Annotated in this window: 14 protein-coding genes; 12 read left to right on the top strand and 2 right to left on the bottom strand. The window is 47.6% G+C overall.

What is annotated here, in order from left to right; translation table 11 throughout:
* The first annotated feature begins 217 nt into the window (after nucleotides 1-217).
* The 9 genes from rpmH (at nucleotide 218) to trxC (ending at nucleotide 8833) form a co-directional block, all read left to right on the top strand.
* Nucleotides 218-352: a 50S ribosomal protein L34 gene (gene rpmH, locus OCU49_RS23680; RefSeq protein ID WP_261842974.1), complete on the top strand. Its 135-nt coding sequence runs from the start codon at nucleotides 218-220 to the stop codon at nucleotides 350-352.
* A gap of 23 nt (nucleotides 353-375) precedes the next feature.
* Nucleotides 376-753 (top strand): ribonuclease P protein component, encoded by a 378-nt coding sequence (gene rnpA / locus OCU49_RS23675; protein ID WP_261842973.1) that lies wholly within the window; start codon nucleotides 376-378, stop codon nucleotides 751-753.
* Nucleotides 754-772: 19 nt separating this feature from the next.
* Nucleotides 773-2437, top strand: a complete 1665-nt coding sequence (gene yidC, locus OCU49_RS23670; RefSeq protein WP_261842972.1) for a membrane protein insertase YidC — start codon at nucleotides 773-775, stop codon at nucleotides 2435-2437.
* Nucleotides 2438-2567: 130 nt separating this feature from the next.
* A complete protein-coding gene (mnmE, locus tag OCU49_RS23665; RefSeq protein WP_261842971.1) occupies nucleotides 2568-3935 on the top strand; it encodes a tRNA uridine-5-carboxymethylaminomethyl(34) synthesis GTPase MnmE in 1368 nt (455 codons plus the stop codon).
* Nucleotides 3936-3942: 7 nt separating this feature from the next.
* Nucleotides 3943-4650: a hypothetical protein gene (locus OCU49_RS23660; RefSeq protein WP_261842970.1), complete on the top strand. Its 708-nt coding sequence runs from the start codon at nucleotides 3943-3945 to the stop codon at nucleotides 4648-4650.
* 8 nt (nucleotides 4651-4658) lie between these two features.
* Nucleotides 4659-6371, top strand: a complete 1713-nt coding sequence (locus OCU49_RS23655; RefSeq protein ID WP_261842969.1) for an SWIM zinc finger family protein — start codon at nucleotides 4659-4661, stop codon at nucleotides 6369-6371.
* Between the two features lie 137 nt (nucleotides 6372-6508).
* The gene (locus tag OCU49_RS23650; RefSeq protein ID WP_261842968.1) at nucleotides 6509-6793 is read left to right on the top strand and encodes a transcriptional regulator; all 285 of its coding nucleotides are present in this window, start codon (nucleotides 6509-6511) and stop codon (nucleotides 6791-6793) included.
* Entirely contained in the window at nucleotides 6790-8049 is a 1260-nt protein-coding gene (locus OCU49_RS23645) for a type II toxin-antitoxin system HipA family toxin (protein WP_261842967.1), read from the top strand. Before OCU49_RS23650 ends, OCU49_RS23645 begins: the two co-directional genes overlap by 4 nt.
* Nucleotides 8050-8401: 352 nt before the next feature.
* On the top strand, nucleotides 8402-8833 hold the full coding sequence (gene trxC, locus OCU49_RS23640) for a thioredoxin TrxC (RefSeq protein ID WP_261842966.1): 432 nt from the start codon (nucleotides 8402-8404) through the stop codon (nucleotides 8831-8833).
* 64 nt (nucleotides 8834-8897) lie between these two features.
* Here trxC and OCU49_RS23635 read toward each other — a convergent pair whose 3' ends face one another.
* Both OCU49_RS23635 and nhaD read right to left on the bottom strand, forming a co-directional pair.
* The gene (locus tag OCU49_RS23635) at nucleotides 8898-9503 is read right to left on the bottom strand and encodes a hypothetical protein (protein WP_261842965.1); all 606 of its coding nucleotides are present in this window, start codon (nucleotides 9501-9503) and stop codon (nucleotides 8898-8900) included.
* Between the two features lie 125 nt (nucleotides 9504-9628).
* Complete coding sequence (nhaD, locus tag OCU49_RS23630) at nucleotides 9629-11029, bottom strand: sodium:proton antiporter NhaD (protein WP_261842964.1); 1401 nt, start codon at nucleotides 11027-11029, stop codon at nucleotides 9629-9631.
* Nucleotides 11030-11592: 563 nt separating this feature from the next.
* Between nhaD and OCU49_RS23625 the strand changes: the two genes are divergently transcribed.
* Genes OCU49_RS23625 through OCU49_RS23615 form a run of 3 tightly spaced genes read left to right on the top strand, consistent with a single transcriptional unit; the run spans nucleotide 11593 to nucleotide 13081 of the window.
* Complete coding sequence (locus OCU49_RS23625) at nucleotides 11593-12174, top strand: TetR/AcrR family transcriptional regulator (RefSeq protein ID WP_261842963.1); 582 nt, start codon at nucleotides 11593-11595, stop codon at nucleotides 12172-12174.
* Nucleotides 12175-12192: 18 nt separating this feature from the next.
* Nucleotides 12193-12369, top strand: coding sequence for a hypothetical protein (locus tag OCU49_RS23620; RefSeq protein WP_261842962.1), 177 nt, complete (start codon nucleotides 12193-12195; stop codon nucleotides 12367-12369).
* A 16-nt stretch (nucleotides 12370-12385) separates the two neighbouring features.
* A complete protein-coding gene (locus tag OCU49_RS23615) occupies nucleotides 12386-13081 on the top strand; it encodes an effector binding domain-containing protein (protein WP_261842961.1) in 696 nt (231 codons plus the stop codon).
* The last annotated feature ends 31 nt before the right edge of the window (nucleotides 13082-13112 follow it).

The raw sequence follows: 13112 nt of genomic DNA, 5'->3' as shown, positions 1-13112 counted from the left end.
CATTTTTCTTCTAGTCATTCTTCGCAAAAAACCAAGGTTATACCCAGCAGTGAATAACCTTCCAGCCACCGTCATTCGTGACATTAATTATAGTTTTTCTCAAAAAAGTGATTGAAAAGCGTACGACATTTAACTAGAATTCGGCGTCTATTTTTGACTCGTGGGATTCAGCAACCTTACTGATACCACCACACTGTATGTAAGTAGGACTGAAACCATGAAAAGAACTTTTCAACCTAGCAATCTTAAGCGCGCTCGTACTCACGGCTTCCGTGCACGTATGGCTACTAAAAGCGGCCGTGCGGTAATCAACCGTCGTCGTGCTAAAGGCCGTAAGCGTCTGGCTGCTTAATATTTGCCTGTTAGGCTCACTGAATGAATGAATTCAGCTATCCCCGCCGTGTGAGGCTCCTTACCGGTGGGGATTTTAAACATGTTTTCAATCGAGCCAGCCTCAAGATCTCAGATCAACATCTGCTGATCCTAGCCTGCCCCAACGAACTCGACCATTCACGCGTTGGTTTCGTCTTCTCCAAAAAAAATATCCGTTTAGCTGTCAATCGTAACCGCGTTCGACGTATCATTCGCGAGTCTTTTCGGCTTGAACAGCAGCAACTTCCCAATGTCGATATCGTCATATTGGCGCGTAAAGGCCTGGGGGATATGGAAAATGAGCAGGTTCATAAGCTTATTAAGCGCAGCTGGTCTCGTCTGATTAACAAAGCTAAGCCAAAAAAATCCCAATCTCAATAACGATAATGGTCCAACAACCATGGATGTACAGCGCGTATTATTAATTGCAGCACTCGGCATTATTTCCTATATGTTGGTCTTGCAATGGAATCAGGATTACAGCCAGCCGCCAGCAACTGTTGCGCAGGCAGAAACTGTATCCGCTTATGACTCAACTGTTCCTGTCAGCGAAATTCCGCAGGGCGATGCAACGACCGGTTCTGATGTACCAGGCGTAGCGCCAGTAAAAGCTGCCGCCAAGCAAAGCCAGCTGATCTCTGTAAAAACAGATGTTCTGGAAGTTCTGATCGACCCGAAAGGTGGTGACATCATTCAGGTTGCTCTACCGGAATATAAAGCGGCACTGGGTTCTGACCAACCATTCATCCTGCTGGAGCAAAGTGCTAACCGTACTTATGTTTCCCAAAGTGGTCTGGTCGGTCTGAATGGCCCGGACGCCAGCGGCGATGGTCGTCCTACTTACTCAAGCAGCAGCACCAGCTACGCTCTGGAAGGCAACGAACTTAACGTTGATTTGTCTTTCACCACAGCGAAAGGTGTTGTCATCACTAAGCGTTACGAATTCCTGCGTGGCAGCTATGACATTGGTCTGGACATGGTGGTTGATAACACCACTGCTGATTCATGGCAGGCAAAGCTGTTTGGTCAGATCAAACGTGATGCCAGTGCTGATCCGTCAGAAACCACAGATATGGGCATGCAATCTTACCTGGGTGGCGTATTCTCCAGTGTAGAAGATGCATACCAGAAAGTGTCTTTTGACGACATGCTGGAAGCAAACACCAAAGTTGTAACAAACGATGGTTGGGTAGCAATGAGTCAGCATTACTTCCTGAGTGCCTGGATTCCGGCACCGGGTGCAGAATACAGCTACAGCTCGCGTACGACAAACGACAACTTTATCGTTGGTTTTGTTTCCCCGGCTTTCACTGTTCCTGCTGGCCAGAACAAAACTGTAAGTGCTCACTTTTATGCCGGTCCTAAGATCACCGAAAAGCTTGAAGCAGCCGCGCCTGAACTGGAGCTGACAGTTGACTACGGTATTCTGTGGTGGATTGCATCGCCGCTGGCATGGTTACTGAAAGCAATTCACGACATCGTAGGTAACTGGGGTCTGGCGATCATCGGTATTACCATTGTTGTAAAAGCCGCATTATTCCAGGTGAACGCTAAAGCATTCCGCTCTATGGCGAAGATGCGTAAGTTCGGCCCGGAAATGGCACGTCTGAAAGAGCTTTACGGCGACGACCGTCAGAAGATGTCTCAGTCAATGATGGAGCTGTACAAGAAAGAGAAGATCAACCCTCTGGGTGGCTGTCTGCCAATTCTTGCACAGATGCCAATCTTCATCGCTCTGTACTGGGTACTGCTGGAATCTGTTGAACTGCGTCAGGCACCGTTCATGCTGTGGATTCACGATTTATCAGTGATGGATCCGTACTTTGTTCTGCCGCTCCTGATGGGTGCAACAATGTTCATCCAGCAGTTGCTGAACCCGACACCTCCGGACCCAATGCAGGCGAAGATCATGAAGATGCTGCCAATTGTCTTCACTATTTTCTTCCTATGGTTCCCAGCAGGTCTGGTACTGTACTGGCTGATTAACAACGTTCTGTCGATTGCTCAGCAGTACGTCATTAATAAGCAGATCGAAGGTGACGACGGCAGCGCTAAAAAAGCCTGATCCATCTGATCTGAATAAAAAAGGCCTCCTGTGAGGCCTTTTTTACGTTTACCCGCGGTTGACTCTAAGGACCTCGCTGGCGAAGATAGCCCGCTCGACACCATACTTTTACTTTACACCGGATATCAGCATGACCCTTATTGATCAGGATACTATCGCCGCACAAGCCACACCGCCAGGACGGGGTGGGGTAGGCATTGTCCGGGTATCCGGCAAACTGGCTAAAGCCATCGCTAAAGAAGTGATGGGTATTGAACCAGCCCCTCGTTATGCCCACTACGGCCCGTTTTACGACGCTGATAGTAATCAGATAGATCAGGGCATTGGTATCTACTTTCCGGGGCCGAACTCTTTTACCGGCGAAGATGTGCTTGAGCTGCAGGGCCACGGCGGCCCGGTGATTATTGATTTCATTCTGCGCCGGGTTCTGGAACTGGGTGCAAGGCTGGCTAACCCCGGAGAGTTCTCAGAGCGGGCATTTCTGAACGATAAACTGGATCTGGCTCAGGCTGAAGCTATTGCGGATCTGATTGACTCCAGCTCAGAACAGGCAGCCCGTTGTGCCTTAAGATCCTTGCAGGGCATGTTCTCCGAGCGCATTCATCAGTTAGTTGAAAGCCTGACTCAGCTACGCATATACGTAGAAGCTGCGATCGACTTTCCGGAAGAAGAAATCGACTTTCTCGGCGACGGTAAAGTTGCCAGCGATCTGGAAGCAATAATTCTGCAGCTGACCAACGTTATGCAGGAAGCCCAGCAGGGCAGCCTGATTCGTGAAGGTATGAACGTAGTTATCGCTGGCCGGCCCAATGCTGGCAAATCCAGCCTGTTGAATGCTCTGGCAGGAAAGGAAAGCGCTATCGTCACAGATATTGCCGGTACCACCCGGGACGTTCTCCGGGAACATATTCATATCGACGGCATGCCACTTCACATTATCGATACCGCCGGGCTGCGGGATGCACCTGACGAAGTTGAGCGCATCGGCATCAGTCGTGCCTGGGAAGAGATACACAAGGCAGACCGTATTCTGTTAATGGTGGATGGCACGACCACAGCCACCGATGACCCTGAACAAATTTGGCCAGAGTTTGTCCATAATCTCGAAGATCAGAGCAAAATCACCGTCATTCGAAACAAATGTGACCTGACATCAGAATCAACCGGTATTGGCGAACACCATGGCCACACACTGATTTCACTGTCAGCCAAAGCCAACGTAGGTGTTGATACATTGCGCCAGCATCTGAAAGACTGCATGGGCTATGCAGCAACGACAGAAGGTGGGTTTCTTGCCAGACGCCGGCATGTTGAAGCCCTCAATAAAGCTCAGAGCCTGCTGCTGACAGGCCAGGAACAGCTGTTATTTGGCGGTGCCGGAGAACTCCTGGCTGAAGACTTACGTCAAGCTCAGCACCACCTTAGCGAGATTACCGGTGCGTTCAGCTCTGATGACTTACTCGGCCGTATCTTCAGTTCCTTCTGCATAGGTAAATGACCCTCAAATGAAACTTCTTCTGTCTTTCAGCAATAAACTGACCCGCTATTTGCAGCTTGATTTACCCCAGCAGGGCAGTGAAAAAGCTAAAGACATCGGTAAAAAAGCGCTGAGCAGTGATGCCGGCACATTCGCCTGGCAATGCCACCTGGTAGAAAATGGCGGCGTAACCTCATCGCGCTCAGTGGTTGCAGTGGAAGCCCACAGCCGTTACTGCATCATTATTCCGGTCACGCTACAGCTGGAGCAGGAAGATCTCATACAACAGTTAAATTATCGCTGGAGCACTGAGATGGCCATGTTTATTCTCGATGACCCGGAAGCTCCCATTGATGACATTGAAGAACTGGCAGACGCCCTGCTGGAAGTAATCACAGACGTCGAAGTTATCAAAAACACGGATCTCAGCATCAGTGGCCATATAACCGATATCAAATCCTGGATACAGGATTATTGCCAACAGCATGAGCTGCAGATGCTCAACGACCGGCACAGTGTAAATCTGGCGATGCACCTCAATGAGTTACAAAAAACAGCGAAAGACCCAGCCGGTTCTAAACAACGTTTTGTGCCGCTGCCCCGATTTGTCGATATGGGCCTGGTTATGCTCGAGGATGAGTCTGAAACCGAAGCCCCAGAAAATCAGCCAACCCAACCCACACAAACGGCTACTGTTATTAATCTGGCCGATTACCGGCGAAAAGTCGGCCTTTAAGAAACATCATGACACCTGAATTCAGCGCTGAACAACTGACGAATCTCGCTGGCGAAGCCAGTTATGCAAAAGGCTACGAACTGTTCCGTACTGAAGCCGTACTCGACTGGCAACAAATTAAACATAAAGTTACTGCCGCAGTACTCGACGAACAGGTTTACCATGTCAGCCTGAGTATCACCGCAAAAGGCATAGACAGTGCCTGCAATTGTCCGGTATCGGAAGGCTTTGATTTCTGCCACCACTGTGTAGCGGTGGCACTCAGCGTACAGCAAAGCACGGAACACAGCCTGACCAGCACACCAGAAGTTGTCAGTATTCATAGTTACTTAACCGGCCTGTCCAAGCAACATTTGCTTGGCCAGTTAGAGTCTGTCATTCAGGCAGATACTCTTTTACAGCGGCGCTTTCTGCGTCAGGCACAGATAGCCGCCGGCACACTCGACACCGCGGCCCTTCGCAAACAAATCACTCAGGCTTTGCCTTACCGAAAAATCAGTCAGCGGCAGAAAGTCCGTAGTTACTTCCAACACGCCTGTGAAGAACTGGCTGATCTTGGCAGCTGCCTGAGCGCTTTACCCGCAGAAGCAGCATTCAAGCTCTGTGAATACACTCTGGAGCGGCTTAATCAGGTACTGATGCGTTTCGATACACTTGGTTACCAGAATCAATGCGCCGAATTAAGCTGTCAGCAATACAGCCAGCAATTACTGAGACAAACCTGGTCTGATGAACGTTTGGCAGAATTTCTGCTCGAACAGCTGCAAAAGCCCAGAGAAGTATTTCCTGATCCTCTAAGTATGCTTTCCAGCGGTTCCTGCCTGGATCTTCTGGTCAGTAAAGCCCAACAACAATGGCGCACGCAAACCTCTGACCGGCAACTGACGGACTTTCTACAAAGCTATGCGGCTGAATATTCTGATTCAGACCTGCAAATAGAATTGATTAGCCAGGTTCCAAATTCAACGGACACTGACGCGGTTTTACAGTTAATTCAGCATAATCTGCAACAGCTCGCTGGCAGCAATGACGAAGCCGAGCAGCACAGTTACTCTGAACAGCTGCAGTGCTTATTTAAAGCGCTCGATAAGCAATCACTCGACCAGCAACAGCAACGTCTTAAGCAGCAACTTTTTGCTGAGTTTATTGATTTACAGGGTAATACGCAGGCATCAGCAGAATTACACTGGGAATTGTTCACAACCCAGAAAACCCAGGCGGCATTTATCGACTATCAACAAGCAGCCACCAAGCAGGGCATAGCTTTAAACCAGATTATCAATAAGGCAGAACAATATCTGCTCAGCTGCACACAGCGCAGCAGCAAAGAGGGACATCAGGCGCTGGCACAAAGTCATGAGCAGTTATTTGAGTTTTATCTCGCCAGTAGCCAGCTTCATAAGGCGCGTATCATTGCTGATCAGCTAAAACTAAGCCCCGCACATTTAGAAGCGCTGGCATTGCAACTGCTCAGCAGTTCACCGCAACAAAGCTTGTCATATTACCAACGTATTCTGACGGAGATTCTCCAGGAAGCTTCTGAACCTGCTTACCTGTATGCCTGCGAGTTACTGCAACAGCTGTCTGAATATGCAGCCGAACAGCCACAATACCAGCCTGCAGCTTCTGAGTTACTACAGCGATTACTGACAGATTTACGCAATCAGCACCTGCATAAACGCCAATTTATGCGTCTCCTGGATCATCACTTTTCTTTCTGATATCTACTGAACACAAAGAATGCGGCACTGAGCCACAGTTTTTTCCGATACAATATTTCATAAATAGATAAAATAATATCCAATTCTATAAAAAAATAACTATAATGGATAAAATAATATCCTTTATAGTATATGCAATGTTTGATTTAAACCTCCTTACCGCCAGCGATATTCAACAACAACTGGCAACGCATTTGCAGCAACAACGTAAACAGCAAAAGCTATCCCGGGCGGCACTTGCCGAGCGCAGTACTGTACCGGCACCAACCATCAAACATTTTGAGACCTCAGGACAGATATCCTTACGGCAGTTTTTATTGCTATGGCAATGCGTCGATGATTTGCAGAATTTAGCAATGCTGATGGAAACCGCGTCTAAGACAGGCCCGTCAGGAAACCTTGCAGCGGCGTTACTGAAATGACTCAACATACCGTAACCGTATGGCGTAAATTTGCAGATGGCAGCCAAACACAAATGGGCACCCTGGGAGAAAACAGCCACAGTCTATTATTTCAGTACGCTGATAATTTTCTAGCCAGTGGGTTAAATCCATCTCCTTTTTTACTGCCGTTTGATGACCGTGTACACAGCTTCAGTAAGCAACATGCTGATTGTATGCCGGGCCTGTTTACCGACAGCCTGAGCAAGTACTGGGGACTACGTCCTCTGATGGATTTTTTCCGGGGTGGCCATCAGACCAGCGTTACGCAACCTGGGTGCAATGATCTGACCACCACCGCTGCATCAGATCTGATTGGCGCACTGCGTTATCAGACAGAAGCTAATCTGGAAATTTCTGAAGCATTTCTGCCAGCAGACTACTATGCATCACTTGCGGCGAATAATACCTTGTCAGTCGATACTAAGAAGTTGATCAGCAGCAGTGATCATATTCACGGCATGCCCTGGCAGGCACAGGTATATATCGATCCGTTAATCCCGGACCAGCTACACAGTGAAAATGCAGCCTATTTACAGCCATGGATACTCCGTTTTGGCCATTCCGGGAATCCTCTGGGACAGGAGCAGGGGTTGGCCGACGCCGCGTATCTGCAAATGGCATCACTTATAGGTATTCAGATCCCGCAATGGCAACTGATCACGCCGCCGGCTCAATCCAAAGCAGCACCCTGGCTCGCTTATCTGCGACCGGATCATCTGAATCACCGACAACACATTCAGCGCCTCTCCAGCCTTTTAAACAACCACTGGTGGCAACCGGGTATAGGGTATGAACAGCTAATCAGAGCCAGTCAGTTGCTATGTAAGCGACCCGCTACAGGCCGGGATATGTTTGTCAGGGCTATTTTTAATTTACTCAGCTGTAACCAGGACGATCACAGCAAGCACTGGAGCTTTATTCAGGATGATAGCGGTCAGTGGCTACCGGCACCTATGTACAGCACCGGCTTCTATCCGGCTCAAGACCGGCAACATAATATGCCATTTGGCGAGACCACTGTTGCCGCTGACCGACGTAACATTCAAAAGCTGGCCTCACTGGCAAATTTCAGTAACTGGAATCAGGCCCGCCAGATAATCGAAGAAGTCCTGGACGCTTTGCAAAACTGGGAAATATTCGCCAGTCAGCTGAATATCACCTCAGATACACAACGTAAAGTACGTCAGCAACTGGATCAGAGTTATCAGCTTAATCGTGATCTATTGAAAAAATAGATATATATATCAATTAGTTAATAACTTAATACAAAAGAAATCCAACGATTAGTTACATCTTTATAACAAGTTATTCACAGCCTTTTGTGGATTATGTGAGTAAGATATAAGAACAGAAATGCTTAGATCAAAAGTTATTAACAACTTATTATTTATGCAACTTAACAAGTAAATAGTTAGTCGAATGTCTATCTAAGCGCGTTGATTAAAAAATCAGTAAAAATAAGTGATTAGCTAACTAATCCAGAAACAATTAAGAGTTTAACGACACCTTGATCACAAGTTATGCACAGCAACCTGTGAATAGTGGTAATAACTCAAATCCGACAACATTTCTATAGAGCCTGAAGCCATGAATATCAGCTGCCCACATTGCAACGTCATCAACCGTATTCCTGAAGAGCGTCTGCAAGACAAGCCAAACTGCGGCAAATGTAAGCAAGCTATTTTTAACGGTAAACCTGTCGATCTGACTGCTGCGAATTACAATCAACAAATAATCAAAAATGAGTTACCTGTACTGGTCGATTGCTGGGCCAGCTGGTGCGGGCCTTGTCAGCAGTTTGCGCCTATTTTTGATCAGGCAGCACAAAACTTCGAACCACAATTGCGTCTGGTAAAACTGGATACGGAAACCGAACAGAATATCGCCGCCCAGCTGCAAATTCGTTCCATTCCAACACTTATCCTGTTTAAGAATGGAAAAGAAGCAGCACGCATGAGTGGTGCAATGCCATTGGGGCAGTTACAGCAATGGCTGCGTCAGCAGGGGATTGAGGTATAAAACAAAGCCATGTACAAAGGTGTACTCAGACAGGTGTCAGAACGCCTGTCTGAGATTCAGAGGCTTAGAAAATAGCGACAGCAACACCACTGAACACATAGCTGTTATTGCCGCCATTCTGGGCTTCCAGCTGTTTCCAGTTGGCTGTTGTCTGCCACTGTGGATTCGCTTCATTGGAGTTGTAATAAAAATTCTTACCGGCTTCATGCGCAACCAGAATATTGTGCATACCGCTGAAGTTTTCATCACTGGGCTTCGAGCCACTGTGCATCGTATAACTGCAATTATAGAAAACGGCTTCATCCAGCGTAATAGTGCCTTTGACAGCCTCTTGCACCAGTAGATTAAAAATATCATTCATACCGCTGCGCATGACACTGTTAACCATAGATATGGCTTTGCTTTTCTGGCCCTCATCACATAGCAGTTTCACACTAACACCCGGCCAGCGCTGTTTGATCTGGCCAACAATCAACCGCGGATCACTATTTTTATCCGCCGCTAAGGGCTTAGTTATCGCGCAGGTATCTGAAAACTGAATACTCGGCCAGAGATCATCCTCCGCAAAGGTTTCTGTTAAAGCAGTCTGCTTAATTTCATTAATCGCGACTGTTGTGCAATGCGCTGCACACGAGTTTCCATTCTGTTCACGCAAACGTTTGCTTGGCACGGTCAGGCTCCAATAACTAAATTCAGATATTAAAAATAGCTAAAGCAGCGCTAAGAAAATACTCTCTACTACGCATTTTGTGACACATACTTAACATTAGAACAGGTGATGACCTGACTACTTGCTCAACCATTAACCAGAAAATGCACGCCAATACTGGCGACATAACCAAGTGCAATTACCGGCGTCCACTTCAGGTGGCCGAAGAACGTATACTGCCCGCGTGCCTGTCCCATGAGTGCCACACCAGCGGCAGAACCAACCGATAACAAACTACCGCCCACACCAGCGGTCAGGGTCACCAGCAACCACTGCATATCAGACATTACCGGGTTCATTGTTAGCACCGCAAACATAACCGGAATGTTATCGACGATCGCAGAGAGAATACCCACCAGCACGTTCGCAGTGGTTGGGCCCAGATCACCGTAGAAAAATCCGGACGCCAGATTCAGATAGCCGATGAAGCCAAGGCCACCAACCGCCAGAATGATGCCGTAGAAGAAGAACAATGTATCCCACTCCGCACGGGCTATCCGTGAAAACACATCGAAGTTATACGGATCAACACTGGCACCAGGAGGTGCATCAATACCATTGCGCCAGCTGACTGACTTACGACGCAAATAGAAACCGAAGAACTGTAAATACGCCAGCCCCATCATCATGCCGAAGACCGGCGGAATATGCAGCAGGCTGTGGAAGCTCACAGCTGTCACTATGGTTAACAAAAACAAACCAACAATGATCAGCCCACCAAATTTAATTGCGGTCATTTCATCGCTATGGCTCTGTGGCTTACCTTCAGGCAATGAGAATTGCATGATGAATGCCGGCACCACAAAGTTCACAACGGAAGGCAGGAACAGTGCGAAGAAACCGCTGAACTCAATCACACCTTTCTGCCAAACCATCAGGGTAGTGATATCACCAAACGGACTGAAAGCACCACCAGCATTCGCCGCTACCACAATATTCACACAGGAAAGCATGACAAATTTTGCCTGGCCTTTACCAACGGCCAGTACCACTGAACACATAATCAGGGCAGTCGTCAGGTTGTCAGCAATCGGAGAAATTACAAATGCCAGTACACCGGTCATCCAGAACAGCTGTCGGTAGCCAAAGCCTTTCGCCACCAGCCAGTCCCGCAAGGCATCGAATACACCGCGTTCCAGCATGGCGTTAATGTAGGTCATAGCCACCAGCAGGAAGAAGAACAGTTCAGCGTATTCCAAGAAGTTATGACGGATTGCCGCTTCAACCAACTGCGGAGAACCTGCCGCGCTGTAATAAATGGCTATTAAGATCCAGATCAGACCAGCAGCCAGCATCACTGGTTTGGATTTACGCAGATGCAGCTGTTCTTCAAAAATAACCAGAACATACGCCACAAAGAAAATACCGATTGCTGTAAAACCCAGCCAGCTGACTGTCAGATCCTGCACTGTTCCACTGGCTTCAACAGATGATGCCCAACCGGAAGTTGCTGTGAATAAGCCAAGTATCAAGGCTAACCACTTCATGGATATTTCCCCTGTAAATGAGACTACTGAAAAACTCGTCTTGCAGAATATATGCAGGGTAGGGAATGTCTGTCTGACAGACTGCCTGAAACTGCGGCGCACATCTTTCCTTCAAGGCGATCTAAGCATCGGGAGTAAAGCAAATATCCCTCCCGGGGTGCAACTTATGTAGTACTTAAGTCACACTCGTCTGATCCGTGTCAATTATCCTGACGTAACTGCCTCCAAACCATGTGGATAACACCTGTATAGCATCTGCACAGTCAGAGGATAAGCTGTGTAGTTATTCGCAGCAACCCGTTACAAAAACCCGATATATCAGTCATTAAGTGAATTTTCATTAGTCCGTAGAGTTATCTCATACAAATGCACCGGTTCTGCGAACCTTTGTCATCTCCAGACAGCAAATACAAAAAATTTCAGATTGGTCAGCTTCTGGCAAATTAGTTTATTGTCATAATTGACAATTTAATTCACGAGAAGTAAATTATCATAACTGACAATAAACATTATCGGGTTAATAACCGATAAATACACACTAAGTGATGCATAAAAGGTAAGCCATGGGACGTCCAAGTAAAAAAGCCGAGCGTACTGAAGAAATCTTTCAGGCTTTTCAGCGCTGTGTACTCCGTTTTGGTCTGGAAGGCAGCACACTGGAACGTATTGCAGAGGAAGCAGGCCTGCAGCGTAGCCTGGTACGTCATTATGTTGGTAATCGTTCTGAACTGATCGAACAACTGGCTGACCGGACTATCGAACAGTCAAATCAGCAGTGGATCAGTCTGGAGAATTATCTGCCGAACTCTGATCTCAGCAACGCTCTGCTGGATATGCTGTTTGACTACGAAAACAGCAGCGATTTGAGCCTGCTGTTCCAGGCATTACTGTTTTCTGCCAGCCAGGATGAATCTCTCAAACAAAAACTCAGAGGCTGGACGGAGCACAACATCACTGCCATTAATAATCTTCTGCGTAAAGATTACCCGGACGTCAACACGGAGAAGCTCGACGCGGTGTCCTTCGGGCTGCTATCTCTCTACTTCAATCTGGACTCACTTAGCCCCCTGGGACTTATTTCAGATTACCGTTTGCCTGCCAAACAGGCCGCAATGCAATTACTCAAGTCCCTGCATACAGACTAATTTTTCGGAGAACTATCCATGACTATTACTGCCATTATCGGAACCCTGTTACTGCTGTGGGTCGTCTGGGATTTGTTCAACGGCAGCGTCTGGCTACACCGCGAATTTCACCGGGCACAAGAGCCACTAGCCTACTGGACCACCTTACTGCTGTGGCTGGCGGTAGCGATTTCCTGCTTCTTCTGGGAACTCTGAACGGAGGACATTACCGATGACTACTCTGCCAAAACGTAATCCATTTTTACTCGCCATATATATGCTGGCAGTTGTAATGATGTTTGTCTTTATCATCTGGATAGTTCTTTACCCTTATGCCACCCCAGATTATGACTACACCACAACAGGCGCAGCTTACGACCAGGGGGATTTTGGATCAGCAACCGTAGAACCTGCTGTGGCAATTCAGGCGATTAAAAAAACAACCGCAGATACCACTGCGCATATTCAGATCAGCAACACTAATGTAGTTGCCGGCTTAGTACCTGAACAGCGGCAGCCTTTACGGTTGGCCAGTATCAGTGGTCAGCTGGATCTGCAACGCCCACTACAACCTCAGATAGATAATATCTGGCAGCGCTTTATAAAAGCCGACCTGCTTAACAAGGTAGTAATTACCAATAGCACGCAGGTTTACGCGGTGTATCACGGCTACAGAGAGAAAACCCAACGTCTCAGTATGACACTGGGTTATGTCATTAATAACCATGCTTACATGCCCACCGGCGTAACTGAACTGCAAGTCTCAGGCGGCCGCTACCTGCGCCTGACAGGCGAAAGCGTATTGGATAACTGGGATAAACCGCAACGTTTTGGCGATGCGCTCAAATTTACAGCGGATTACGAACTCTATCTGCTGAATGAAAATTATCAGGTACTGAACCAGGTCGCATTCCTGGCGGTTAACTAAGCCATTAACGGGAACCGGAAAGGAGCCATAT

It is taken from the genome of Aliamphritea ceti (genome assembly GCF_024347215.1).
Lineage (GTDB): Bacteria > Pseudomonadota > Gammaproteobacteria > Pseudomonadales > Balneatricaceae > Amphritea > Amphritea ceti.
The sequence above is the reverse complement of the archived record's forward strand: the minus strand, read 5'-3'. Positions and strand labels throughout refer to the sequence as shown.